Below are 26,378 nucleotides of genomic sequence, written 5' to 3' on the forward strand. Positions count from 1 at the left end.
ACGCGCCCGTAAAAGAAGCGTTGGCCGAGTTTCCCGCAAAACCGCAAACCTTAAAACCACAGAACTATAAGAGAGGAGTAAGTATATGAAGAAGTATATTTTTGTAACCGGCGGCGTTGTGTCCGGTCTCGGAAAGGGAATTACCGCCGCTTCTCTGGGGAGGCTTTTAAAAGCCAGAGGGCTTAAAGTCGCTGCTCAGAAACTGGATCCGTATATCAATGTAGACCCGGGAACTATGAGTCCTTATCAGCACGGGGAAGTGTTCGTGACCGAAGACGGAGCGGAAACGGATCTGGATCTGGGACATTACGAGCGGTTTATTGATGAAAACCTGAACAAATATTCCAACCTGACGACAGGGAAGGTTTACTGGAACGTACTGAACAAAGAGCGTCAGGGGGAATATCTGGGAAATACCGTTCAGGTTATTCCCCACATTACAAACGAGATCAAGGAGTTCATTTATCAGGTGGGAAATACCGGCAACGCGGAAGTGATCATTACCGAAATCGGGGGTACCGTAGGGGACATTGAAAGCCAGCCCTTCCTGGAGGCCATCCGGCAGATTTCACTGGAACAGGGCAAAGAAAACTGCTTGTTTATCCATGTGACCCTGGTGCCCTATCTGAAAAGCTCCGGGGAACACAAATCAAAGCCAACGCAGCATTCGGTCAAGGAAATGCAGGGTATGGGACTTTCTCCGGATATCATTGTCATGCGGGCGGATGAACCGATTGATGAAAGCATTCGTGAAAAGATCGCCCTGTTTTGCAATGTAAAGCTGGACTGCGTCATCGAAAACCAGACGCTGCCGGTTCTTTATGAAGCGCCGCTGATGCTGGAAAAGCATAATTTTTCCTGGATCGTATGCAGAGAGCTTGGAATCAACGCGGGTCCCTGCGAAATGGCAGAATGGGCGGAGATGGTAGAGCGGATTAAGGCGCGGAACAAATGTGTAAAAATCGCGATTGTGGGTAAATATATAAAACTGCACGACGCGTATCTTTCCGTAGCCGAGGCTCTTCGCCACGGTGGATATGAGAACGGATGCAGAGTGCAGATCGAGTGGGTGGAAGCCGAAGAAGTGACGGAGAATACGGTGGAGACGCTCCTTGGTGATGCTCAGGGAATTTTGGTTCCCGGAGGATTTGGGGATCGCGGGATTGAGGGAAAAATTACAGCCGCCCGTTTCGCGAGAGAAAGGGACATACCGTATTTCGGAATTTGTTTGGGCATGCAGATTGCGGTCATCGAATTCGCGAGAAATGTTTTAGGACTTGCGGACGCCAATTCCGGAGAATTTGATGAGAACGCAGAGCATAAGGTGATTGATTTTATGCCGGATCAGTCGGGTGATATTCCGAAAGGAGGCACGATGCGCTTGGGCGCTTATCCGTGCAAGGTTCGCAAAGGAACCGTTTTGGAAAGAGCCTATGGAACAGGTGAAATCGCAGAACGCCACCGCCACAGATACGAATTTAACAACCAGTACCGGGAAGCCTTTGAAGCGGCGGGAATGAAGATTGCCGGAACTTCCCCTGACGAAAGGCTGGTGGAAGCTGTGGAAATCCCCAAGCATCGTTATTTCGTCGGCGTTCAGTATCACCCGGAATTCAAGAGCCGCCCCAACCGGGCCCATCCGCTGTTCCGCGAATTTGTAAAAGCCGCGGAACACTGCGGGCAGGATTAAAAAAATAAGGACAGAAAGCCGTTCTTCTGGTATACTGAAAGCGTGTATAACAATAAAGGAGGAACGGTTATGAAAAAGCGTATCTTTGCGGCGTGCAGGAGCGCCGTCATTGTATCTGCCGTTATTCTGTTTATCACGGCGACGGGTCTGGCTGCGGCATTTTACTTTCTGCTTCCCGCTCCAAGGATTCTCCCTCTTTATCAGGAGATCTCCCTGGAAGAGGATGAGGAAGGCGGATATGAAGCCTTCTCTCTTACATACGTTACAAATGTGGGGGATCCCAGGAGAATCCGGAGCATTGCCTTTGATGACAATCCGGATCATAATTTGTGGGCAGTGAATGATTCTGCGTGGGAGGATTTTGTATTCGAAGAGGAGCAGGATACAGGCGTTTATAAAAATCGAGGTCCTTATACAGTCAAAAAAGAAACCTTCGCGGTGGATGGAAGCTTTAAAACGGATCTGGAGAAGAGGGGGAACCCCTTTGTTTTATCGGAATGTACGGTCAGCCTGGATAATGGAAGGAAAATTACTTCGGATTTGGGAAAAATTGTCGTTCATCCCTTCGGCGGAAACTGGACCGAACCAAATCAATACGGGGAGTTTACCACTGTTTGTCAGATGCCTTTTCTTGACTTCCTCTCTCTTGTAAAGAAGGGAGGCGAGCAGAATGACTGAAATAACGCGGTCAAAGGCTTACAGTCGTCTCTTTTGGGGGATACTTTTTCTGATTCCGGCTGTGCGGATTGATTTTATTCTGTCCGGAATGTCTACCCGGATCATCGGTCTGCTGTTTTTATCCGTTGCGGCGCAGATATTTTTGACGCAGGAAGACGGAGAGGTATATTTTGCGCAGATGAAAACGCGATGTGGACAAGGAATGATCTTTTGGCTTGGAATGGTCGGCTACTATAATCTGGTTATAGTAGGCACGGTCCCGAATCTCTGGATCTTTGAGATTCTGGAAAACGGGATCTGGTATCTATTTCTGATCGGAATCTGCGAGAATCTGTTCTGCGCGATGGAGGATGTCAAAGGTACAAATCTGCTGCGGGGATGGAAAAAAGGGTTTCCTGTCGGAATGCTGGTCCTTTCCATGGTGGGATTTGCCGGCATTTTTACAGGATGGATTTTCCTGCGGCTTTTCGAACTGCTGGGGCAGGTTATCGTTTTAATCTGGATGCTTAATCAGATTACGGAATTAAAGAGGACGCCGGACAAACAAGATATGGAGGAAATGTTGCGGTCACATACGGGAAAACCGACGGAGCGAAGTGCGCCGTCAAAAGTCAAATAGAAAATTAGCGAAAGGGGAGAATAAGAATGGATCAAAAAGAAAACGGGGGAAAGCCAAACAAGCGCCCGCTGATCTATTACTGGATTGGAGCATTGCTTGTTATCGTGCTCCTGAACATGTTCCTTGCGCCTATGATGGGGGGAAATACGGTAAAAGAGGCGGAATATAATGACTTCCTTTCCAGTATTGATAAAAAGCAGGTGCAGGAAGTTACGATTGAAGATGATGTCATCTACTATACCTTAAAAAGCGACAGACAGGAGGGCAATGATATTGTCTACCAGACCGGACGAATTCAGGATGATAACCTGGTAGACAGGCTATATCAGTCGGGAGCGATTTTTTCACAGAAAATTGTGAGGGAAATGTCTCCGTTGCTGCAAATGGTGATCTTCATCGCCGTTCCGCTCATTATCTTTATGTTTATGGGGCGAGTCCTGAGCAAGAGAATGGGGAGTATGATGGGCGGTGGCCCGGGAGCCATGTCCTTTGGAAAAAGCAACGCCAAGATCTATGTGAAATCCACAGACGGTATTAAATTTTCGGATGTGGCGGGAGAAGACGAAGCAAAAGAATTGCTGCAGGAGATTGTGGACTTTCTGCATAATCCGCGTAAGTATCAGGAAATCGGTGCCCAGATGCCAAAGGGCGCGCTGCTTGTAGGGCCTCCGGGAACCGGGAAAACATTGCTTGCGAAGGCAGTGGCGGGAGAAGCGGAAGTTCCTTTCTTCTCCATATCCGGATCAGAATTCGTGGAAATGTTTGTGGGAATGGGAGCCGCCAAAGTGCGTGATTTATTCAAACAGGCAGCGGAAAAGGCTCCGTGTATTGTATTTATCGATGAAATTGACACCATCGGCAAGAAGCGGGACGGCCAGTTTGCCGGCGGAAACGATGAGCGGGAGCAGACACTGAACCAGCTTTTGACGGAGATGGATGGATTCGACGGTTCCAAAGGCGTTGTGATTCTGGCGGCGACCAATCGGCCGGATTCTCTGGACCCGGCTCTTTTGAGACCGGGAAGATTTGACCGGCGGATTCCGGTGGAGCTTCCGGATCTTCAGGGAAGAGAAGAAATCCTGAAAGTTCACGCAAAAAAGATCCGGATTGCGGATGATGTGGATTTTCACGAAATCGCGAAAGCGGCAGTAGGCGCCTCCGGCGCGGAGCTTGCCAATGTAGTCAATGAAGCGGCGCTGAGAGCTGTACGGGACGGCAGAGGCTGCGCGACTCAGGAAGATCTGGAAGAGAGTATTGAGGTGGTAATCGCGGGATACCAGAAGAAGAGCAGAGTCCTTTCCAAAGAGGAAAAGGAAATCGTCGCTTACCATGAGATTGGTCATGCCTTGGTTGCGGCTATGCAGAATAATTCGGCCCCGGTACATAAAATCACGATCATACCGAGAACCTCCGGAGCGCTGGGATATACGATGCAGGTAGAAGATCAGGAACATTTTCTGATGTCCAAAGAAGAACTGGAAAACAAAGTCGCGACTCTGACAGGCGGACGTGCCGCTGAAGAACTGATCTTCCACTCCATTACGACAGGCGCGTCAAATGATATCGAACAAGCGACCAAAATCGCGAGAGCCATGATCGCGCAGTATGGAATGAGTGATTCCTTTGGCATGACGGCGCTGCAGGGAGTCAGCAACCGATATCTGGGTGGAGACGCTTCCATGGCGTGTTCGGATGAAACACAGACCCAGGTGGACCGGCAGGTCGTGGAAATGATTAAAAGCCAGTATGAGAAAGCTATGAATATTCTGAAGGAACAAGAACAAAAGCTGCATGAACTGGCCGGTTACCTGTACGAACACGAAACCATTACAGGAGAAGAATTCATGGAAATCCTGAATCGCCGCCAGTAGGAGCATAGAAACCTGAATTTGCTTATAGAATTTGCTTATAAAAAGTATCGCTGCATGAAGCCACTCGTTCAGCGATACTTTTTTTACTATTTTGCTGTGTGCTGATATTTTTCCTTTGTAGCGAGTCCGCCTCGGATATGGCGCTCTGCCTTGTTGTTATCCAGAACCGTTTTGACCTGCGCGGCCAGCCCGGGGTTTATCTCAAGGAGCCGTTCTGTGATGTCCTTGTGTACTGTTGACTTGGAGATCCGAAATTTTTTTGCTGCTGCTCGGACTGTCGCGCCTGTTTCTATGATATAGCCGGCCAGCTCCAGTACTCTCTCTTCTATGTAATCTTTCATGTTAAGACCGTTCACCACCTCTTGTAATATTTAAACGGCTAAAATTAACCATTTGGATATCACAATATATGAAAAGAAAGAGATGGTTATGCTTGAAATCTTTACATAAGAATTTCCGGAGGGAGGTATTCTTCGCAAAAGAAAAGGAGCCTCATAAAAAGCACTATGAAGATCCCCGGCATGAAAAACTTGTATTTCGCGGAACAGGACCGCATTGTTTTGATTTATAAGAAAATACGGCATTCTCCCAATAAAGGGATTAGCAGGAATCAGCGCCGCATATACGAGAACCGTGAATATGCAGCGCTGGCACCCCACTGCGTATGCGCTGACAGATTTAAATACGTTATATAATATAAGCAAATAATGTGCCAGAATAAACGGTCGGAACAAAAATAGAAATCACTACCTATTTATATAAACGAAATGTATGGGAATAAAAATGTGAGCGATTCGCGAAAGCATTGCTCCTCCATTTCCGGAACGGCAATTTTTTGCCGGAATTTGCGGAAATTAATTTCCTGTGATTCTTTATCAATATTTTCCTTACGCTCTGGCAAAACTAAACACAAACTGCTAGAATAGAGGAGGTAGCAAATTGGGATTTACAGAGGAAGTTGGAATTGATTTGGGAACGGCCAATGTCCTGGTTTATATTAAAGGGCAGGGAATTGTTTTGAACGAGCCGTCCGTGGTCGCCATTGACAAAGAGTCGAAAGAGATTCTGGCGGTGGGCGAGGAAGCGAGAGAGATGCTGGGAAGGACGCCCGCGAGTATTGTAGCGGTACGACCGCTGAAAGATGGTGTCATATCGGATTATGACGTGACAGAGCGCATGCTCAAATACTTTATCCGCAAAGCCTGCGGCAGCAGCAAATTTTTCCGCCCGAAGCTGATGGTATGCGTACCCAGCGGCGTGACGGAAGTTGAAAAACGGGCAGTACGGGAAGCGGCCAGCCAGGCGGGAGGAAAGTCTGTGTTCCTCATGGAAGAGCCGGTTGCCGCGGCGATTGGCGCCGGTCTTGATATTTCCCGGCCGGACGGCATTATGATTATTGATATCGGAGGTGGAACTACGGATGTGGCCGTGATCTCCATGGGAGGAATTGTCACCAGCGCTTCCGAAAAAGTCGCCGGAGACCGATTTGATGAGTCGATTATCAAATATCTGCGAAAACATCACAATCTGTATATCGGAGAACGTACGGCAGAAGATCTGAAAATCCGGATCGGGACTGCTTATCCGCGGGAAGAAAGCATTTCTGTGGAATGCAAAGGAAGAGATCTGGTGACCGGACTTCCGAAAACCATTCCCGTCACATCGGAAGAAATTATGGAAGCTCTGGACGAGCCATTGACGATTATCTGCGAATCCGTTCATAATGTGCTGGAGAAAACCCCGCCGGAACTGGCGGCGGATATCAGCGGAGCTGGAATCGTTCTTACCGGAGGCGGCGCTTACCTGTGGGGAATTGACCGAAGAATTCAGGAGCGGACCGGAATCCGGGTAAGGATCGCCGAAGACGCCAAGTCCTGCGTAGCCATTGGAACCGGCGAAGCGCTGGATAATCTGGATGTAATAAAGAGAAGTCAGATGAACAGAAGGGAGATCTATATTTGAAGCTGGAATTGATTGCGACTGCCACCTTCGGGCTGGAGGCGGTGGTAAAAAGGGAAATACAGGAGTTGGGATACCGGCTCATAAAGACAGAAGACGGAAAAGTCACATACCTGGGAGATGAAAGGGCGATCGTGCGCAGCAACTTGTGGCTCCGCTGCGCGGATCGGGTCCTGCTGAAAATGGGAGAGTTCACGGCGAAAACCTTCGAAGAACTTTTTCAGCAGATAAAGGGCATTGCCTGGGAGGAGCTGATCCCTCCGGACGGGAAATTCACGGTGACCGGAAGCTCCGTCAAATCCACGCTCCACAGTGTGCCCAGCTGTCAGAGCATTACCAAAAAAGCGATGGTGGAGCGTCTGAGTGAATATTACGGCATTGAGCAGTTTGAGGAAACCGGAGCCGAGTATACCGTGAAGGTTACACTTTTGAAAGACCGGGTAACGGTTACGGTAGATACCAGCGGAACCGGGCTGCACAAGAGAGGCTACCGGGTATGCGCGGTAGAAGCGCCGATTAAGGAGACCCTGGCGGCCGCCATGGTACAGCTTTCCTTTTGGAAGGAGGGGCGGCTGCTGGTCGACCCTTGTTGCGGATCGGGAACGATTCCCATTGAAGCGGCGCTGATCGGAAGAAAGATTGCTCCCGGACTGAACCGGAGTTTTGCCAGCGAAGGGTGGGAGCTGATTCCAAAGCGGATCTGGAAAGAAGAACGGCAGAAGGCCTATCAGGAAATCCGTTATGACGCGGATCTTCAGATTTGCGGTTCAGATACCAATGCGCGGGCTATTGAGGCCGCGGCGGAAAACGCTGCCGAGGCGGGAGTCGACGACTGCATCCGTTTTCAGATCGCGGATGTGGAGGAGCTTGCGCCCGGAAGTGTGACCGACGGCATCATCATCACCAATCCGCCCTATGGACAGCGGATCGGCGAGGAAGCGTCCATTGCCCGGATCTATGAGAGTTTCCGCCGCTATATGAAAGAAAATCCCGGCTGGTCGCTCTTTGTCATCACGACAGAGAAAGAAACCGAGGAACGGATCGGAAGAGAGGCGGATCGGCGCAGAAAGCTTTATAACGGGCGGCTGGAAACCTGTTATTATCAATTCCATGGAAAAAGGAAGTAAAAGAGATGAACCTGAAGATCGATCGGGCTTTAAAAACGCCGGTATACATACAGATCCGCTCTCAGCTGAAGGAGCAGATCCTCAGCGGAAGGCTCTCGGACGGTTACGCGCTTCCTTCCGAGAGGACTCTGGCAAAGGATCTGGGCGTTCATCGAAATACAGTGGTGCGGGCATACAATGAGCTGAAGGCTGACGGTCTGCTTTCTTCTTACCAGGGCGTCGGCTATCGGGTTGCCTGCAGGCAGGAGACAGGGAGAAACGGCCAGAGAAAAAAAGCGGTTAACTGGCAGGGACTTATTAAAAAAGAGTATCGGGAACTGCAGAGCGCGTTTGAAGATTATGTTTCAAAACCCCAGACCGAAAGCCGCGTTTCTTTTGCCGCGGGAATGGCCGCCGGTGAGGTATACAGTGCAAAGGAGATTGCGGACTGCCTTGCGCGGATTATCAGCGCGGGGGATCGGCCCTCCTATTTTTATACTCCCTATCAGGGTGACCCGGCGCTCCGTCAGGAAATCGCGGGTTTTATGCGGACGAAAGGCATTTTGGCAAATCCGGGGCAGATTCAGATTTTTTCGGAAAACAACCAGGCTCTGGACTTTTTAGTGACAATTTTGCTGTCGCCGGGAGACAAGGTGTTTACCGAGGAAAGCAATTCGCCGGATGTTTACCGGGCGATCGAACTGGCGGGCGGCAAAGTTATCCCCATTCCCATGGATGAGGAGGGAATGATCTGTGAAAATCTGGGACCCCTTATTGAGACGCACAAGCCCAGATTTATTTATGTCAACAGCAGCTATCACAATCCTACCGGAATCGGCATGTCCATGGAGCGGAAGAAACGGCTTCTGGAGCTTTCCTACCAGTACCGGGTTCCTCTAATTGAAGAGGATGAAGCTTCGGAACTATTTTTTGAGGGAGATCGGATTCCGTCTCTGAAGTCCATGGATCCGGGAGAAAACGTGATTTATATGTATTCCTTCTCTCTGACCATGGTTCCGGGCGTGGGTATTTCCTTTCTGATCGCTCCCAGAGAAATCATAAAGAGTCTGAGCAATCTGGTTTCTGTCCGGCTGGTGACCCTGGAGTGGATGCCCCAGCACCTGGCCTGCCAGTTCCTGAAAGAGGGGACGTATGTGCGCAAGCTGGAGGACTTTCGCCGTATTTATAAGGAAAAAAGGGATCGCATGTGCCGGTGTCTGCAGGAGATCTCCGGATCGGTTCCCCTGTCCTTCCGAAAACCGCGGGGAGGGGTCTATCTGTGGGTGCGGCTCCCTTCCGCGGTTGATATTTCCCGGCTTCGAAAAGAAGCGGAAAAGCAGGGCGTGTCCTTTCTTACGGGGGAACTGTTCTTTCCGGATCAGAATCCGCGGGGAAACTACATAAGACTCAACTATTCCTACGCGTCGGAGCGGCAGATTGAAAAGGGAATGGGCATTTTAAAAGAATGTATGCAGAAGATTCAGAAAGAATCGGATTTATTTGATAAACCCCTGTAAAACAGAGAGCTGGTACATTGATAAAACTATATACTGGTACTTTCTGTTTCAGGATAAATATAGTATTATTTTGTTAAAGACAGGCAAAATAATTCTGAGAATAATTTTATGAATGAAAAGGAGATTAGACAAATGGCAGTAAATTTAAAGGGTAGAAGTTTTTTAACACTGATGGATTTTACACCGGAAGAAATCCGTTACATGCTGGATCTGGCCCACGACCTGAAATCAAAGAAACGGGCGGGGATCAACAACCAGATCCTGAAAGGCAAGAATGTAGTTCTTCTTTTTGAAAAAACCTCCACGAGGACAAGATGTGCCTTTGAAGTTGCCTGCATGGACGAAGGCGCCGGCGTAACGTTCCTCGATTCGGGAAGTTCTCAGATGGGAAAGAAAGAATCCCTGGAAGATACGGCCAAGGTTCTGGGACGTTTTTATGACGGCATTGAGTACAGAGGATACGAACAGTCAGTTGTAGAAGATCTTGCCAAATATGCCGGCGTTCCGGTGTGGAACGGACTGACGGACGTTGACCACCCGACACAGATTCTGGCGGACCTGATGACGATCGAAGAACATATCGCAAAACCGCTGAATCGGGTGAAAGTGGTATTCTGCGGAGATATTCGAAACAATATGAGCTACGCGTGGATGTACGGCTGCGCGAAAATGGGAATGCATTATGTAGCCTACGGTCCGGATGTGCTGGCGAAAGAACTGGATCAGGATGTGCTGGCAAGGGTACAGGAAGTCGCGAAGGAAACCGGAGCGGTAATCGAAGTTTCCAGCGATCCGGCATCCTTAAAGGGGGCGGATGTTCTGTATTCCGACGTATGGGCTTCCATGGGAGAAGAAGCCGAAATTCCGGAACGTGTTAAGTTGCTGACCCCATTCCGCATTGATATGGACATGATCAAAGCTACGGAAAACCCGGAAGTGATTTTCCTGCATTGCCTGCCGTCTTTCCATGATTTTGAAACCAAGATGGCCAGGGAGCAGAAAGAAGCAGGTTACGATATCCGCGAGGTCACCGACGAAGTATTCCGCAGCAAACACTCCAAAGTCTTTGATGAGGCAGAAAACAGAATGCACACAATTAAGGCTGTTATTGTAGCGACAATTGGTTAGACTAGTAAGAGGAAACTGAGAGGAGGGTGTTTATGAAACCCGGAATTAACAATTACTCTGAAATAGGAAAACTGAATAAAGTATTGCTGCACAGATTGGGAAATGAGATTGAGGGGCTGGTGCCCGATAATTTTGAACGGCTGCTGTTTGATGATATCCCCTATCTGAAAATTGCCCAGCAGGAACACGACCGGTTCGCGGAACTTCTGCGTGAAAACGGTGTGGAAGTTATCTACTATGCCGATGAAACAGCCAAAGCTCTGAGCACAGATGAGATCCGAAAAGCGTTTGTCGATGACTTTGTAGCGGATAGCGGAATTTATTCGGAAGAAGCGCAGGAAGCGGTAAGAGATTATCTCCTTTCCATGCCATCCAAAAAGCTGGTGGAAAAGGTGATTGCCGGAATCAAAAAAGACGAAGTAGCAGTAAAAAATAAAGGCTCTCTGGCAAGCTATATCGCTTCCGGATATCCGTATTATACAGATCCGATGCCGAACCTATATTTCACAAGAGACCCGGGAGCTTGTGTGGGGAACGGATTAAACGTTCATCATATGAGTACCGTGGCAAGGCGCAGAGAAGCCCTGCTGCTGCGTTATATGTATCGTTATAATAAAGATTTCGCGCCGGAGGGAACGCGTCTCTGGTATGACTATGACCAGGAATATTCCATTGAAGGCGGCGATGTTCTGGTTCTGTCCAAGGACATTGTGGCAATCGGTCTCAGCCAGAGAACCACAGCAGGAGGAATTGAGCGGTTCGCGGAAAATATTCTGAAGGAATCTTCTTTTCAGAAGATCCTGGTGTTTGACATTCCAAAGAGCAGAGCCTTTATGCATCTGGACACGGTTTTTACTATGGTGGATTATGACAAATTTACCATCCATCCGGAAATTGAAGGACCGCTGCAGATTTATGAAATTACACTGAGCGGAGATGGAAAGGCGCACTTTGAAAGTATTCAAGGAGAGCTGGAGGATATCCTCAGCAGTGAATTGAAGCTTCCCGCTGTAGAGCTGATTCGCTGTGGAGGAGACGATCCCATGGCTGCTCAGAGGGAGCAGTGGAACGATGGATCCAATACTTTGGCGATTGCGCCTGCCACTGTTATCACTTACGAGAGAAACTATGTAACCAACGATCTTCTGGAGAAAAAAGGTATCAAGGTTATCACGATGCCCAGCTCGGAGCTTTCCAGAGGAAGAGGCGGCCCCAGATGTATGAGCTGCCCGGTCAACAGAGACGATCTGTAACAGTATGAAACGAGGAGGACAACGATGAGTGAAAAAATCGTAATTGCCCTGGGCGGAAACGCGCTGCAGTCCGGAAAAGGAGAGCCTACTGCGGAGGCGCAGCTTGCCGTTGTGCGCAAAACCTGCGAACACATTGCGGAAATCAGCGGCAGCGGTTATGAGATTGCGGTCGTTCACGGCAACGGACCCCAGGTAGGCCGCATTGTCATGGCCTCCGAAGCGGCGAAGGACGTGACCCCGCCTATGCCTTTTGACGTCTGCGGCGCCATGTCTCAGGGATATATCGGCTACCATATCCAGCAGTGTCTGAAGTATGCCCTTAATAAGACGAACCGCAACATTCCAGTGGTGACGGTAGCTACCCAGATGATTGTGGAGGCAAACGATCCGGCCTTTAAAAATCCTACCAAACCTATCGGTCCCTTTTATTCAGAGGCTGAGGCAAAGCAGCTGGAAAAAGAGAAGGGCTATATCATGCGGGAGGATTCCGGACGCGGCTACCGGAGAGTGGTAGCGTCCCCGCTGCCGCGGAAAATCGTGGAGATCGACGCGGTCAAAGAACTGTGGGATCACGCCATTGTCATTACCTGCGGAGGCGGCGGAATTCCGGTCATTGAAAAGCCCAATGGAACCCTGGAAGGAACCGCGGCAGTCATTGACAAGGATTTTGCCGCGGAGTTGTTAGCCGAACAGGTGGACGCGGACATCCTCATGATCCTGACGGAAGTGGAAAAAGTCGCCCTTAACTTCAACAAGCCGAACCAGCAGGAACTGGATCACATTTCCCTGGCCGAAGCGGCGGAATATGTAGAAGAAGGCCATTTCCCGCCGGGAAGTATGCTCCCGAAAGTGGAAGCGGCTATGAAATTCGTCCGCGCCTTCCCGCAGAAACGGGCAATTATCACATCCCTGGACAAGGCCGTGGAAGCCCTGGAGGGAAAAACAGGAACCGTCCTGACCTTTAATTAAAGGCGCAGGCAGGAAAATACACGATTGTCTAAAACGCCCCGCAAAGGCTGAAACGCCCGCGCGGGGCTTTTTGTTTGAGGGTGAAGGATTATATTTTGCAACATTTACGTCTGATCTGCGTTAGTAAATAGAGAATTGTAGATGGCTGCGATTCTCTATTTACAACTCTGGTAGTGTGCATTAAAATTATAAATACACATTATTAGGATATTAGAAAATGAATAGAAATAAAAAGCATACAAACGAAAAACAAATTAAGGAAATATTTGAAGCGACCGTGATCCCACTATATGGAGACGTATATAAATATCTGCTTCATCTTGGCTGTGACTGCCATCTGGCTGAAAATATATCGCAAATAACAATGGAAAAAGCGTGGATTAACAGAGAAAAACTGATTTCTGTTGATTATAAAAAACAGTGGATGTTTCGGGTGGCTTATAACGAATATATTACGTTTTTAAGATGTGTATCAAAAGAGTATTTATATACAAATAATGACAAACTATTGGATGAAGATAAATCCGCAAAACTTACGGAAGACGCACTTGAAATCTTGATTAAAAATGAAGATTTAAAGCGATTGAGGAAGGCGTTGGATTTGTTGGATACGAAGTATTCCGTTCCCATTCGTTTGCGGTATTTTGGAGGAAAAAGCCACCAGGAAATTGCAGAAATTTTGAATCTGAATTACAGCACAACACGTTCTATTATTGCACGCGGATTAAGTAAGTTAAAAACAATTTTTCTGGAAATGGATAGGTAGGGGATTGCGATGGACGAGAAACAATGGACAACACAGGAAAAACGATTCTACGAACAATTTCAAAAAATGTATGAGGAAGACAATTGTAAGGTACCCGAACTTGATCGAAGCTTTCTGCAAAAGGATGTGATAGTATCGTTGCCAAGACGAACCTATAAAAAAGCGTTTCGAGTTGCGGCAATTCTTATGATTATTATCTTAAGTTCGTCCGCAACAGCTCTCTTCATAGGAAATGGATATGTGGATGCGATCAAAGATCATATTCAGAAACGAATGTTTACCTGGAATTCCGGTGTCATTGTTACAGAAACTGAAGACTCCTCTGAAATAGAGGAGACCTGGGAAATTACAGATCCGGATTTGCTGCCAGAACTCCAGCAGGTGATCACCGATCTGAAACAACCGGACTATATTCCAAAGGGGTATCAATTTCAAAAGATAGTGGTAGAACAAACAACTGATCATTATTATACAGTTACGTATCATTATGAACGCAAGAGAAAAGAGCTTTTAATTGTACAGATCCCAATTGACAGTAACGCAGACGCGATGGGAGCAGGTGATGGAGAAACGATTAAATTATCGGACAGAACGATTTCCATGTGGGAAGATGTGATTACGGATACGAAGGGATGTACCGTATTTTTCAGCCATAGTGCAGTTCAAATATCAGCTACAGGAATAAAAGATTTGGATCTGCAGAAGATTGCTGAAAATTTAGAATAAAACATAAGAGAAGTACGGAAGGATTGTGCAACAGGCAAAATGCTTTCCGTACTTTTTCCATTATTTAAGACAGTTTCTTATAGAATGTAGATGTTACCGTATTCCCATTAATCGTTTCTACGACTGTAGCCTTTACTCGATATTTTTTTGCCGTTGAAATTTTAAATGAAAATGATTTGGTTAACGTTTTTTTATTTGTTACTTTTGCGGTGACAGATGCAGTTGAAGCATTTTTATAAGTCGAGGTTCCATTTTTTTTCACTTGAAGTCGTATCGTCGCTTTCATAGAAGATGGAGTGGTTGATGAAATGACCTGTAGCGTGCCAACCCCCAACGAATCAGAACGCCGATTAAAAGATAATGTGCCAGCAGTAATTTTTTGTGGATTTACGGTAATCCTGGTATCAGTTTCTATAGTATCACAAGATTGTTCTGTTTTGATGGAAGGCTGCTCTTTCGCAAAAGCTGGTACTGCTGGCTGTATAACCAAAACAGCGATTGCCAAAGACACAGATAGTAGTTGCTTTTTCATTGTATAAATCCTCCTTTGTATTTGATCAACGATAAAAAAACTATTTTGTTGCAAAAAATTCGATTATTTGCAACATTCTTTCAGGATTTGCGTTAATAGATAAATACAGTGAATGAATATCATCAATGGATGAAGGATAAAAAATTGTGTATTGTTTTTCTATAACATGTCAAAGAAGGGAAGTGGTGCAGTATGATTGCAAGGGAACTCTGAAACCTTGAAAGAATTCGTTACAGTACGAGATGTCTTTTAGAAACGGAATTGTGAGATGAAGGAGAAAAATATGAAAAGGAAATTGAGATTGATATTAATGCTAGGATTATGTCTGTCAATTGGGATTCCATCATTTGCTTTTGCTGTTGCATCTAATGAATCTGTAGAGATGACAGTTGGAGATGCAGAAAATGAGCTTACAGTATACTTACAAAAATATCATCCAGAAATCCAGATAGGTAGTGAACAGTATGTTGACTTCTTGGTGGATTTACTTATGTTTGAAGACGAAAAAATGCTTGAAAAGCATCCACAGTATGAAGAAATAAAGATTTATGCAAGTGAATATCTTGATCAAATTAGTAGCGGAGGCATGGTTGAAAGCAAAACGGTGGGAAATGGTGATGAAATAAAAATACTGTTAGATAAAGAAAAGCAGAAAAAAATTGAAACTGTAAAATTGGAAGCTGTTCAGCAAGAAAGATTAGATGCTATTTTAGAAAATGAAAATTCATCACAGCTAGTACCTTATTCGGCATATAGTAATAACAAAGCAGTAGCATATGCAAAGAAGTGGGCAAAAGATTGGAATCGGGCATATGGTCGGCATACCGCTGATTGTACAAATTTTGTATCTCAATGTGTGTTTGCAGGTGGAAAAACTATGAAAAAGCCATCTGGGACATTACCACTTATAAAGAAGACTACGAATTATTGGTATAGCGTTCGTTTTCCAAATGGTAGAGAATCCTTTACATATCGTGAGAGTTCTTCCTTCATTAATGTGGGAGATTTTTATACTTACTGGAAGCAACATGGAGTGAAAACAGTTCAATATTCAACAAAGAAAAAATTGCAAAATGGTGTGGTGTTAGGGAATGTTGTGCAATTGAAAAATGGAAAGGGAAAATGGTTCCACTCTATTATCATTACTGGTGGAGAGAAAGGGGCAAGAACATATTGTGGACATTCAAAACCAAGTTTGGATCAACCAATATCGAAGATCTCTACAGCAGTTGCATACAGAGCGCTTAAGTTTTGAGGAGTAGATAAGGATGAAAATTTTACGAAACAGGGGAACAATCGTTAAGCTTCTTTGTATTGGAATCCTAGTTGCAGGGGCAGTGGGATATTGGTGCTGCGAAAGAGCGACTGTCTCCTATGCAGAAAGCAAAAATGGAGAGTGGAGTGTCTGTTTAATAAAAACCTATGATAGCGGCTGGTGGGAAGGGTTTCTTTTCTATAATGGAGAAGAGGACATATTGAAAGATGTCTTCGTTTCTGTTGTCTCAGATGGCGAAATTGTATATGAACATGAGAAATTCGGTTCAACGGGATCAGAACAGCCTTCTTTCAAACAAAAACTGATTTTAATGAAATCATACAAACAGTGTGATTGTCTTATGTTATCCTATAGTGAAGAAAAACCAAAAAAAGTCGAGGTGACAATTTCACAAACACAGGATTCCGGGGAACAAAAGACAACGCTCATTTTACAATAACGACTCATTCAATTAGCATCCTCGAAAATCAGCATTCGAGGATGCTTTCGGCAATAATTGTTTGGGCAATGTGAGTTCAAAAAAGGAGAACCTGTCATGAATACAAAAAAGAAAACCTGGGAATCTGGCGGCCGACCGATTATGAAATCCTTGGCGGTCTTGCCTATGGACTGATTTTCTTATTATCAGTCGATCTGTGGGGAAATAAAGTGCGTTCCGAATAGGGGGGATTGGCTATGACTAAGAAATCATTTTTTATTGCCGCTGCAGTTCTTCTGCTGATTGCGGGAGTGATAATTGGATGTATGCTGCTTTCCGGCGAAAAAGAAACCAGAAAAAATATCTCAAAGATCGATCCGGACGCGCTGCCGGTAAACATAAGAACCGCAAGCTACGCCTATGATATTTATCAGGAATATAAAACAGCGATAAAAAACGAAATCGTTCCGAAGGGATGTCAGCGGGATGTATCCATTTATGACAAAAAAGAATGAGAGGTGAACCGGATGAACGAACAACTCCTTCATGACGCCCTTTTGGAAAGACTGCGGACATGCAGTGACAGCGTGATGCTTGCGCTTGATCAGAACGGATATGAGGACAGATCTTTATTGAAACGGCTGGCGCCGTATTATTTATTTTCCGAATGGAAAAGGAACTATCCGGGATGTTCTGGCCGGGGGAATGTAAAATTAAATCATTATGAACTTAACGCGAAGGTAGCCGGTATTTTCAAAGAGTATCGTTCGTTTCTTGAGACCGGTTACGATCTTGTGTTTTATCAGCAGAAAGAAACGGTACTGATCGCTGTATTTCACGAATACTGTTATTATATAGAGGAAAACCATAAAAAAGAATTTGCCGACTTAATAGAACAATACGGCGGAGAGGATTGTTTTGGCGATATTCAGCCTGAAATTCCGGATTTTGAAGCTTTAGAAACCATCTGAAAACTTTTCCTTGCTATTTCTCCGATAAAATGGTATCATGCTGTCTGTACCTGCTTTTTGCGGTAATGAAGTAGTTTTTACAATTGAAAAAGGAAATCTTATGGAAATTGAATTAAAGTACGCGATTGACAGCAAAGAGACAGCTGCCCGTATCTGGGAGGATGAGGACCTGAAAAAGATGGAAGAGCCTCAGACCAGACAGACGGTGTTTATGAAGGCGACCTATTTTGATACGGATGATTTCGATCTGAGCAGAAACGATATGGCATACCGGATCCGCTGCGAGGACGACAATCTCATCGCCTGCCTGAAATGGGGCGGAAAAAACGAAGGCGCCCTTCATACAAGAGAAGAAATCAATATTCCGGTAAAAGACGCCAAGCCGAACCCCGTTACCTTTGAGGAAAGCGATGTCGGCGGCGACCTGATGCGGATCATCGACGGCAAGGCCCTTCATCCGATTATGGACATGCGCATCGAGCGGCGCAGATTCCGGATCGACACCCAGAAGAGCCTTCTGGAGGTTTCCATCGACAATGGAACGATCGTAACGGAGAAAGGCACCAGCCCTATCTGTGAAGTGGAGATCGAAATGTTCTCCGGAGAACAGGAGGACTTTCTAAGCGTCGGAGACAGACTGGCGGAAAAGTACGGACTGGTATCCGAAAAGCAGAGCAAATTTTACAGAGGTTTGCTGCTTTTAGGGCAAAGATGAACGTAATTTTACAGGATATAAAACAAAAAGGGACGGTTTGAGCACAAATTTGGGCAATAAACGGCTCCTTTTTTGATTGTTTCTTTACTTTTTAATAGAAAAGCGGTATAATAAAATGCACTATGTGTTGATGATTTAGGAGGATATAAATTAATGAAGGCGACATTTATCTCAAAAGAAAACAATGATGTGAAATTTACAATCGAATTTACATCAGAAGAATTTGAACAGGCGCAGATTAAAGCTTATCAGGCTTCCAAGAATAAGTTCCAGATCAATGGCTTCAGAAAAGGCAAAGCTCCGCGCAGCATTATCGAAAAGCATTACGGAGAAGGCATCTTCTTTGAAGACGCGGTCAACGATCTGTTTGCGGACGCGTATCCGAAGGCAGTCGACGAACTGAAGCTGGACGTGATCGATCGTCCGGACGCGGATTTCGGAAAGCTGGAAAAGGGACAGGGCTTTACCGTGACACTGACCGTTCCGGTATATCCGGAAATCGAAGTAAAGGATTACAAGGGCGTTGAAATCGAACGGGTCAGCGATGAAGTAACGGCGGAAGACGTAGAAAAAGAACTGGAAAATCTGCGGAAAAGAAATTCCCGCATGGTTGTCGTAGACAGACCGGCGAAGGAAGGGGATACCGTCCTCATTGATTACGAAGGCTGGGCGGACGACAAGCAGTTTGACGGCGGAACAGCCGAACGCCAGCCGCTGAAGCTGGGATCCGGCACCTTTATTCCGGGCTTTGAAGAACAGCTCATCGGAACAAAATCCGGCGATGAAAAAGATGTGAAGGTAACCTTCCCGGAACAGTACCATTCCGAAGAACTGGCAGGAAAAGACGCGGTCTTCAAATGCAAGGTTCATGAAGTCAAAGAAGAAGAACTGCCGGAACTCAACGACGATTTCGCCAAAGACGTCAGCGAGTGCGATACTCTGGACGAACTGAGAAAGGAAACAGAAGAAAACCTGAAAAAGGCAGCGGCCGCCAGAGCGGAAAGCCAGATGAAAAACGCGATTCTGGAGAAAATCTACAACGCGAACGACATCGACATTCCGAACGTAATGGTAGAAGATCAGATTACGAGCGAAATGAACGAATTCGATCAGCAGCTCAGAATGCAGGGCATGAACCTGGAACAGTACTTTGAATATCTGGGAAGAAAACCGGAAGAATTCAGAGAAGAACTGAGAGACGAAGCGTACAAGAAAGTAAAGACCAGAATGCTGGTAAGCGCGGTCGCGGACGCGGAAAACATTCAGGCCAGCGAAGAAGACCTGAACAAACAGCTGGAACTGATGGCGATCCAGTACAAACTGGATGCCGACAAGATTCGGGAAATGCTGGGCGTTCAGAATATGGGATACCTGGAAAAAGACGTTCGTATTCAGAAAGCGCTCGATTTCATGTATGATCAGGCAGTAATCAAATAAACTATGTTTGAAGAGCCTAAAATATGTGAATAATGATAATGGGATGGAAAGTCTGTATAAAAAAGACTTTTCATCCCGTTATGATAAAGAAGAAAGCGAGGATTTTACGCAAATGGCATTAGTTCCTTATGTAATTGAACAGACAAGCAGAGGAGAACGTTCCTACGATATTTACTCGAGACTGCTAAAGGATCGGATTATTTTTATAGGAGAACAGATCGATGAACATCTGGCAAGCCTTGTAGTAGCGCAGCTTTTGTTCCTCGAAGCCGAAGATCCGGATAAAGATATCTGTATTTATATCAACAGTCCGGGCGGATCGGTAACAGCAGGTATGGCGATCTATGATACTATGCAGTATATCAAACCGGATGTATCCACTATCTGCATCGGAATGGCTGCCAGTATGGGTGCGTTCCTGCTTTCCTCGGGAGCGAAAGGCAAGCGTTACGCGCTGCCTAATGCGGAAATCATGATTCACCAGCCTCTGGGCGGTGTAAACGGCCAGGCCGAAGATATCAAGATTCACGCGGAGTGGATCCTGAAGACTAGGGAAAAATTAAACCGTATCCTCAGCGATAATACAGGGCAGCCGCTTGAACAAATTGAAAAGGATACGGATAGAGATAACTTTATGGGTGCGCAGGAGGCGGCTTCTTACGGGCTGATTGATAAAGTTGTCGCATCCAGATAATACAGGGGGTTATTCATGACAAAGTATGATGAAAACAGAGAGTTAAAATGCTCCTTCTGTGGAAAGCCACAGAGTCAGGTAAAACGTCTGATTAGCGGTTCGGGAGTATATATATGCAATGAATGTGTGGGATTGTGCCAGGATATTATTGCGGATGAAGAACGGGCGAGCGCCAAGCACGCGCCTCAGGGCAGCAGCTACAGACTACCGAAGCCAAAAGAAATCGCGGAAATCCTGGACGACTATGTGATCGGGCAGGAAGAAGCCAAAAAAGCCTTGGCTGTGGCGGTATATAATCATTATAAAAGAATTAACAACCCAAAAGTAGCGGGTGACGATGTAGAGCTTCAGAAGAGCAACATCGTCATGATCGGACCGACGGGTTCCGGGAAAACCCTGCTTGCGCAGACGTTGGCAAAGATTCTGAATGTGCCTTTTGCCATTGCCGACGCTACGGCTCTTACCGAGGCCGGATATGTAGGAGAAGATGTGGAAAATATTCTGTTGAAGCTGATTCAGGCTGCAGATTACGATATAGAGAAAGCCCAGAAGGGAATCATTTATGTGGATGAGATTGATAAGATCGCCAGAAAGTCCGATAACCCGTCCATCACAAGGGATGTAAGCGGGGAAGGGGTACAGCAGGCGCTTCTGAAAATCCTGGAGGGAACGGTAGCCAGCGTTCCTCCGCAGGGAGGCAGGAAGCACCCGCACCAGGAATTCCTTCAGTTTGACACAACGAATGTACTGTTCATCTGCGGAGGGGCGTTTGACGGACTGGATAAAGTGATTCAGCGTAGAATGGGCGAAAAAACCATAGGATTTAATTCGGAAATCAAACTCTCCAAAGTAGAAGAATCGGAAATTCTGAAGCACATCCAACCGGAGGATCTTTTGAAATATGGACTGATTCCGGAATTTATCGGGCGTCTTCCAGTTATCGTAACTCTGGAAGAGCTGTCAAAAGACGCCTTGGTGCGGATTATTACAGAACCGAAAAACGCCATCCTTAAGCAATATAAAAAACTGTTCGCGCTCGATGATGTGGAGCTTGAAGTGGAAGACAGCGCCATCGAACGGATCGCGGAAAAGGCGATTGAACGGAAAACAGGCGCCAGAGGACTGAGGGGCATTATGGAAGATGTGATGACGGATATTATGTACGAAATCCCGTCAAGAGATGACGTGGAAAAATGTGTCATTACAAAGGAAACAATAGATAAAGAAATCGAGCCGAAACTGCTGCTGGTTGATCAGAGCAAGGCAAAGGCGCACGATGAGACTGCATAAGAACGGGGCGGCTTTTGAGCCGCCCTGCCTTTTAAATGAGAATGGGTTGTTCGCACGATACTTTAGAGATCAGGAGGACAGACAATGACAGATGAAAACAACAGAAACGATGAAATCGACAAAAAAGAAGATGCTGAGAACATAGAGAAAGAAGAATTTAATTTTGAGGATGAACAGGTAATGGATCTGCCGATGATTCCGCTGCGGGGACTTTCTGTTTTCCCTAATATGGTGCTGCATTTCGATATCGGAAGGGAGAAATCGATTAACGCGTTGGAAAAAGCGATGATTATGAACCAATATATTTTTCTCGCGGCACAGAAGGATGAAAATACGGATCTTCCTACGCCGGAAGATTTTTATCATATTGGAACGATTGGAAAGATCAAGCAGATGCTGAAGCTGCCGGGAGATTCCATTCGTGTTCTGGTGGAAGGAATCTGCAGAGGCAGGATCGATGAGATTCTTTTTGAAGTGCCATATTTCAAATGCACCGTTACCAAGCTGGAAGATGATGAACCGGAAGAACTGACGCCGAAAACCGAAGCTCTGATGCGTTCTATATTGAATAACTTTGATGAATACCTGGCTGTCAATCAAAAGCTGGCGCCGGAAATTCTGCCGACTGTAGCGGGAATTGAGGAACCGGGGCGATTCGCGGATCTCATCGGATCCCATATGGATATTAAAGTTGAAGAAAAGCAGACTCTGCTGGAAACCCTGGATATTGATAAGCGCCTGGAGATTTTAAACGAATATTTAGTCAGAGAAATTGAAATCCTGAACATTGAGCAGGATATTACGACGAAAGTCAAATCCCAGATGGGTAAAAATCAGAGAGAATACTATCTGAGGGAACAGATGCGCGCGATTCAAGAAGAATTGGGGATCGACGAAGATGTAGAGGATGAAGTGGATGACTGGATCCAGCAGCTTAATAAACTGAAACTGGACAAGAAAATCCACGAGAAAGTAGAAAAAGAAATCAAGAGGTTTGGAAAGATGCAGCCTGCCAGCGCGGAAGCTTCCGTAAGCCGAACCTATATTGAGACTATTTTGGCTTTGCCGTGGCGAAAAGAAAAGAAAGGCAATATTGATCTGGCTAAGGCGGAAAAAATTCTGAACGAGGATCATCACGGACTGGAAAAGGTGAAAGAAAGAGTGCTGGAATATCTGGCGGTGATCCATCTTTCGAAAAGCCTTAAAGGCCCGATTCTTTGTCTTGTCGGCCCTCCGGGAGTCGGAAAAACCTCTATTGCCCGTTCCGTCGCCAGAGCGATTAACCGGGATTTTGTAAGAATGTCTCTGGGCGGCGTGCGCGATGAAGCGGAAATCCGAGGACATCGCCGAACCTATATCGGAGCGATTCCGGGGCGTATCATTACTTCCATTAAGGATGCGGGAAGCAAAAATCCGGTATTCCTCTTTGATGAAGTGGATAAAATCGGAGCCGACTTCAAAGGCGATCCGGCGTCCGCTCTTTTAGAAGTGCTGGATCCGGAGCAGAATAAAGAATTTACGGATCATTACCTGGAAGTTCCTTTTGATCTTTCCAAGGTGATGTTTATTACAACCGCAAATACCATTGATACCATCCCAAGACCGTTGCTGGATCGTATGGAGGTGATCAATGTAGCGGGATATACAGAAGAGGAAAAGGTGAAGATCGCGCAGGATTATCTGATTCCAAAGAAAGTGAAAGAGCACGGCCTGAAAGAGGACAATATTCATTTCTCCGAACGGGCGCTGAGGGATTTGATCAATTATTATACGCGGGAATCCGGTGTCCGCAATCTGGAGAGAGAAATTGCCAATATCTGCAGGAAAGTAGCCAGAAAGATGGTCAGCGGAAAGAAAACACAGTTCCGTATTACAGAGAAGAATCTGGAAAATTATTTGGGCAAAAAGCGTTTTCGCTATGATATCATTACCGGAGAGGCGGAAGTAGGCGTAACGACCGGCCTTGCCTGGACTATTGTAGGCGGCGATACGCTGTTCATAGAAACGACGGTCGTCCCGGGAAGCGGAAAACTGGTTCTTACCGGGCAGCTGGGCGAAGTTATGCAGGAAAGCGCCAAAGCCGGAATCAGTTATATCCGTTCCATCGCGGATAAGCTTGGAATCGATCCGAATTTCTACAAAGAAAAGGATCTGCATATTCATATTCCGGAGGGAGCGGTTCCCAAAGACGGACCATCCGCGGGCGTAACCATGTGTACGGCGATTATTTCCACTTTGACGGATACGCCGGTACGAAAGGACATCGCCATGACCGGAGAAATTACCCTGAGAGGCAAGGTCCTTCCGGTAGGCGGAATCCGTGAAAAGGTTCTGGCCGCGCACAGAGCGGGAATCAAAAAAGTTCTGCTTCCTGCGGAAAATGAACGGGACATTGAAGATATTCCGAAGAATGTTCGCAAACAGATGGAGTTCGTTCTGCTTCACACTGTGGATGAGGCACTGGAACAGGCTCTCGTAAAGGAAGAAAAATGATTGTAAAAAAAGCGGAACTGGAAGCGATTGCAGCCAGAAAAAATCAATATCCGGAGGACAGTCTGAAAGAGATCGCCTTTGCGGGACGATCCAATGTGGGGAAGTCCTCCCTGCTTAATCTGCTGACAAACCGAAAAAATCTGGCGAGAGTCAGCGGAAGTCCGGGAAAGACCAGAACCATCAACTTTTACCGGATCAACGATTCTTTCCGTATTGTGGATCTGCCGGGATACGGGTACGCGAAAGTTTCCAAATCTGTCACAGAAAGCTGGGGAAGTATGATGGAAACCTATTTTCAGAGCAGGCAGGGACTGGTGAAGGTCATTCAGCTTGTGGATATTCGTCATGCTCCTTCCAGACAGGATGTGGAAATGTATCAGTACCTGCGGCATTATGGTCTGGATGGGCTTGTAGTAGCGACAAAGGCGGATAAGGTGTCACGAAATGAGATGCAGAAGTGTATCCGTCAGATCCGCGGTACGTTAAATCTGTCACAGGAGGACAGGGTAATCCCGGTTTCTTCCCTGAAGCGGACCGGGCAGGAAGACCTTCTTTCTGAAATGGAAGCCCTGCTGGAGGGGTAGATGCAGTTTCTTGGTTTTCGAGTAATCTTCAAACGAATAAAAGCCATCCGTTTTATGATGAAGGATCGATCTGTGCCAAAGCGAAAGAAGGCTTTGATTATTGCGGGCATTATCTATCTGTTCCTTCCGGTGGATCTGATTCCTCCGATTTTGTTCCCCATCGCCTGGGTGGATGATCTGATTTTATGGATCTGGATCCTCTGGCATCTGCGGGAAGAGCTGGATAAATACTGGCTGGGAGGAAAAGAAGTCGATTTATCGAAAAAATACCGTGGAAAAACTGTGATAGATGATGTAGAATATGAAGTTAGGGACAGAAATAAGAAAAACAGGGAGTAACGGACATGGCAAGAGATGTGGTAGGAGAAATCATGATCACCCAGGAGCAGATCACGAAAAGAGCGGAAGAGCTCGGAGCGCAGATCACGCGCGATTATGAGGGTGAAGAGATTGTGCTCATTGGAATTTTACGGGGCGCGGTTCTGTGGATGGGTGACATCATGAAGCATGTGGATCTGGATATGACCATTGATTTTATGGCGGTCAGCAGTTACGGAGCATCCACAAAGTCTTCGGGTGTAGTGAAAATTGTAAAAGACCTGGATTCCGACATTGAAGGAAAAAATGTTATTATTGTGGAAGATATTGTCGATTCGGGAACAACCCTGAATTATCTGAAGCATTATCTGGAAAACAGAAACACAAAGAGCGTCCGCATCTGCACGCTGCTGGACAAACCTTCCGGCAGAAGAGTGGAGATCGAAGTGGATTATATCGGCTTTGAGGTGGAAGATAAATTTATCGTCGGATACGGACTGGATTTTGATCAAAAATACCGCAATCTTCCGTATATCAGTTTTCTGGAAGAATAAAACATATTTGTGGGATTGGAGCCGGACAAGTCAGTTATTTTTTATAAGATAAAAGGAGATACATAAAAATGGGTTACAAAGTACAAGTCGGTTTATCAAACAAGCACCTTCATCTGAAGGAAGAGGATATTGAAATCCTGTTCGGAAAAGGCCACAAGCTGACTCCGACCAAGGATCTGGTTCAGCCCGGACAGTTTGCCTGCGAAGAAAAGGTAGATATCGTAGGACCAAAAGCGACACTGAAAGGCATTCGCGTTCTGGGACCCGCAAGGCCGGAAACCCAGGTGGAACTGGCAGCTACAGATGCCAGAACGATCGGTATCAAGGCTCCGGTAAGAGAATCCGGAAAGCTGGAAGGAACTCCCGGCTGTAAGATCATCGGGCCATGCGGTGAAGTGGAACTGGATCATGGCGTAATCATCGCTCTGAGACATGTGCATCTGAATCCGGAACAGGCCATTGAAGCGGGCCTTAAGGATAAAGACGTGGTAAGCGTAAAGATCGAAGGAGAAAGAGGTCTGGTGTTCGATAATGTGCTGGTTCGCGCCGGTGAAAAGCACGAGAGAGAATTCCATCTGGATACAGACGAAGGAAACGCGGCAGGCTGCGGACCAAATACGGTTGCGGAAATTCTTGACTAGTCGCTAAATCGGAGATTACTATTTATAAATCATTACGAAACAGACGGGGAAGAGAGAAGCTGACTCGTCTGTTTTTGTGATCCGTTAAAAAGCGGATACAACAAAATACGCTGTCGTCCCGTCCGAGGACGAGCATGCAGCGCATTTTTATTGGAGGATAAGAGATTGCCGGA

Annotated in this window: 27 protein-coding genes; 25 read left to right on the plus strand and 2 right to left on the minus strand. The window is 46.3% G+C overall.

Features of this window, described 5'->3' with window-relative positions; translation table 11 throughout:
* The first annotated feature begins 85 nt into the window (after window positions 1-85).
* The 4 genes from H9L42_RS13870 to ftsH all read left to right on the plus strand — a co-directional run bounded on the left by H9L42_RS13870 (window position 86) and on the right by ftsH (window position 4,858).
* The gene (locus H9L42_RS13870) at window positions 86-1,690 is read left to right on the plus strand and encodes a CTP synthase (protein ID WP_187304004.1); all 1,605 of its coding nucleotides are present in this window, start codon (window positions 86-88) and stop codon (window positions 1,688-1,690) included.
* Between the two features lie 69 nt (window positions 1,691-1,759).
* Window positions 1,760-2,368: a hypothetical protein gene (locus tag H9L42_RS13875; RefSeq protein WP_187304005.1), complete on the plus strand. Its 609-nt coding sequence runs from the start codon at window positions 1,760-1,762 to the stop codon at window positions 2,366-2,368.
* Complete coding sequence (locus H9L42_RS13880; RefSeq protein ID WP_187304006.1) at window positions 2,361-2,987, plus strand: hypothetical protein; 627 nt, start codon at window positions 2,361-2,363, stop codon at window positions 2,985-2,987. The genes H9L42_RS13875 and H9L42_RS13880 overlap by 8 nt, the downstream gene beginning before the upstream one ends.
* A gap of 26 nt (window positions 2,988-3,013) precedes the next feature.
* The gene (ftsH, locus tag H9L42_RS13885; RefSeq protein WP_187304007.1) at window positions 3,014-4,858 is read left to right on the plus strand and encodes an ATP-dependent zinc metalloprotease FtsH; all 1,845 of its coding nucleotides are present in this window, start codon (window positions 3,014-3,016) and stop codon (window positions 4,856-4,858) included.
* An 86-nt stretch (window positions 4,859-4,944) separates the two neighbouring features.
* On the opposite strand, the gene spoIIID is transcribed toward ftsH, so the two are convergent.
* The gene (spoIIID, locus tag H9L42_RS13890; RefSeq protein ID WP_187304008.1) at window positions 4,945-5,199 is read right to left on the minus strand and encodes a sporulation transcriptional regulator SpoIIID; all 255 of its coding nucleotides are present in this window, start codon (window positions 5,197-5,199) and stop codon (window positions 4,945-4,947) included.
* Window positions 5,200-5,797: 598 nt separating this feature from the next.
* On the opposite strand from spoIIID, the gene mreB reads away from it, so the two are divergent.
* From mreB to H9L42_RS13930, 8 genes are all read left to right on the plus strand, one after another.
* On the plus strand, window positions 5,798-6,820 hold the full coding sequence (gene mreB, locus H9L42_RS13895) for a rod shape-determining protein (RefSeq protein ID WP_187304009.1): 1,023 nt from the start codon (window positions 5,798-5,800) through the stop codon (window positions 6,818-6,820).
* The gene (locus tag H9L42_RS13900; RefSeq protein ID WP_187304010.1) at window positions 6,817-7,944 is read left to right on the plus strand and encodes a THUMP domain-containing class I SAM-dependent RNA methyltransferase; all 1,128 of its coding nucleotides are present in this window, start codon (window positions 6,817-6,819) and stop codon (window positions 7,942-7,944) included. Before mreB ends, H9L42_RS13900 begins: the two co-directional genes overlap by 4 nt.
* A 5-nt stretch (window positions 7,945-7,949) precedes the next feature.
* The gene (locus H9L42_RS13905) at window positions 7,950-9,440 is read left to right on the plus strand and encodes an aminotransferase-like domain-containing protein (protein ID WP_187304011.1); all 1,491 of its coding nucleotides are present in this window, start codon (window positions 7,950-7,952) and stop codon (window positions 9,438-9,440) included.
* Window positions 9,441-9,572: 132 nt separating this feature from the next.
* Window positions 9,573-10,568 (plus strand): ornithine carbamoyltransferase, encoded by a 996-nt coding sequence (gene argF / locus H9L42_RS13910; protein ID WP_187304012.1) that lies wholly within the window; start codon window positions 9,573-9,575, stop codon window positions 10,566-10,568.
* 32 nt (window positions 10,569-10,600) lie between these two features.
* The gene (gene arcA / locus H9L42_RS13915; protein ID WP_187304013.1) at window positions 10,601-11,821 is read left to right on the plus strand and encodes an arginine deiminase; all 1,221 of its coding nucleotides are present in this window, start codon (window positions 10,601-10,603) and stop codon (window positions 11,819-11,821) included.
* Between the two features lie 24 nt (window positions 11,822-11,845).
* Window positions 11,846-12,790, plus strand: a complete 945-nt coding sequence (arcC, locus tag H9L42_RS13920; protein WP_187304014.1) for a carbamate kinase — start codon at window positions 11,846-11,848, stop codon at window positions 12,788-12,790.
* A 217-nt stretch (window positions 12,791-13,007) separates the two neighbouring features.
* A complete protein-coding gene (locus H9L42_RS13925) occupies window positions 13,008-13,556 on the plus strand; it encodes an RNA polymerase sigma factor (protein ID WP_187304015.1) in 549 nt (182 codons plus the stop codon).
* Between the two features lie 9 nt (window positions 13,557-13,565).
* Window positions 13,566-14,282, plus strand: coding sequence for a hypothetical protein (locus H9L42_RS13930; RefSeq protein WP_187304016.1), 717 nt, complete (start codon window positions 13,566-13,568; stop codon window positions 14,280-14,282).
* Window positions 14,283-14,346: 64 nt separating this feature from the next.
* On the opposite strand, the gene H9L42_RS13935 is transcribed toward H9L42_RS13930, so the two are convergent.
* The gene (locus tag H9L42_RS13935; protein ID WP_187304017.1) at window positions 14,347-14,814 is read right to left on the minus strand and encodes a hypothetical protein; all 468 of its coding nucleotides are present in this window, start codon (window positions 14,812-14,814) and stop codon (window positions 14,347-14,349) included.
* A 283-nt stretch (window positions 14,815-15,097) separates the two neighbouring features.
* On the opposite strand from H9L42_RS13935, the gene H9L42_RS13940 reads away from it, so the two are divergent.
* From H9L42_RS13940 to pduL, 13 genes are all read left to right on the plus strand, one after another.
* Window positions 15,098-16,069, plus strand: coding sequence for an amidase domain-containing protein (locus tag H9L42_RS13940; RefSeq protein ID WP_187304018.1), 972 nt, complete (start codon window positions 15,098-15,100; stop codon window positions 16,067-16,069).
* Window positions 16,070-16,082: 13 nt separating this feature from the next.
* Complete coding sequence (locus H9L42_RS13945; RefSeq protein ID WP_187304019.1) at window positions 16,083-16,529, plus strand: hypothetical protein; 447 nt, start codon at window positions 16,083-16,085, stop codon at window positions 16,527-16,529.
* Window positions 16,530-16,765: 236 nt separating this feature from the next.
* A complete protein-coding gene (locus H9L42_RS13950) occupies window positions 16,766-17,023 on the plus strand; it encodes a hypothetical protein (RefSeq protein ID WP_187304020.1) in 258 nt (85 codons plus the stop codon).
* A gap of 12 nt (window positions 17,024-17,035) precedes the next feature.
* Window positions 17,036-17,479: a hypothetical protein gene (locus H9L42_RS13955; RefSeq protein ID WP_187304021.1), complete on the plus strand. Its 444-nt coding sequence runs from the start codon at window positions 17,036-17,038 to the stop codon at window positions 17,477-17,479.
* A gap of 100 nt (window positions 17,480-17,579) precedes the next feature.
* Window positions 17,580-18,194: a CYTH domain-containing protein gene (locus tag H9L42_RS13960; RefSeq protein ID WP_187304022.1), complete on the plus strand. Its 615-nt coding sequence runs from the start codon at window positions 17,580-17,582 to the stop codon at window positions 18,192-18,194.
* A gap of 153 nt (window positions 18,195-18,347) precedes the next feature.
* Entirely contained in the window at window positions 18,348-19,631 is a 1,284-nt protein-coding gene (tig, locus tag H9L42_RS13965; protein ID WP_187304023.1) for a trigger factor, read from the plus strand.
* Between the two features lie 112 nt (window positions 19,632-19,743).
* On the plus strand, window positions 19,744-20,325 hold the full coding sequence (gene clpP, locus H9L42_RS13970; protein ID WP_187304041.1) for an ATP-dependent Clp endopeptidase proteolytic subunit ClpP: 582 nt from the start codon (window positions 19,744-19,746) through the stop codon (window positions 20,323-20,325).
* Window positions 20,326-20,340: 15 nt separating this feature from the next.
* Window positions 20,341-21,615: an ATP-dependent Clp protease ATP-binding subunit ClpX gene (gene clpX / locus H9L42_RS13975; RefSeq protein WP_187304024.1), complete on the plus strand. Its 1,275-nt coding sequence runs from the start codon at window positions 20,341-20,343 to the stop codon at window positions 21,613-21,615.
* Between the two features lie 84 nt (window positions 21,616-21,699).
* Complete coding sequence (lon, locus tag H9L42_RS13980; RefSeq protein ID WP_187304025.1) at window positions 21,700-24,108, plus strand: endopeptidase La; 2,409 nt, start codon at window positions 21,700-21,702, stop codon at window positions 24,106-24,108.
* Window positions 24,105-24,692: a ribosome biogenesis GTP-binding protein YihA/YsxC gene (yihA, locus tag H9L42_RS13985; protein WP_187304026.1), complete on the plus strand. Its 588-nt coding sequence runs from the start codon at window positions 24,105-24,107 to the stop codon at window positions 24,690-24,692. The genes lon and yihA overlap by 4 nt, the downstream gene beginning before the upstream one ends.
* The gene (locus H9L42_RS13990) at window positions 24,693-25,031 is read left to right on the plus strand and encodes a YkvA family protein (RefSeq protein ID WP_187304027.1); all 339 of its coding nucleotides are present in this window, start codon (window positions 24,693-24,695) and stop codon (window positions 25,029-25,031) included. It begins immediately after the preceding gene.
* Between the two features lie 5 nt (window positions 25,032-25,036).
* Window positions 25,037-25,564, plus strand: coding sequence for a hypoxanthine phosphoribosyltransferase (hpt, locus tag H9L42_RS13995; protein WP_187304028.1), 528 nt, complete (start codon window positions 25,037-25,039; stop codon window positions 25,562-25,564).
* Between the two features lie 68 nt (window positions 25,565-25,632).
* Window positions 25,633-26,205: a phosphate propanoyltransferase gene (gene pduL / locus H9L42_RS14000; protein ID WP_187304029.1), complete on the plus strand. Its 573-nt coding sequence runs from the start codon at window positions 25,633-25,635 to the stop codon at window positions 26,203-26,205.
* Window positions 26,206-26,378 lie beyond the last annotated feature (173 nt).

Source organism: Zhenpiania hominis (assembly GCF_014333425.1).
GTDB lineage: Bacteria > Bacillota > Clostridia > Peptostreptococcales > Anaerovoracaceae > Hominibacterium > Hominibacterium hominis.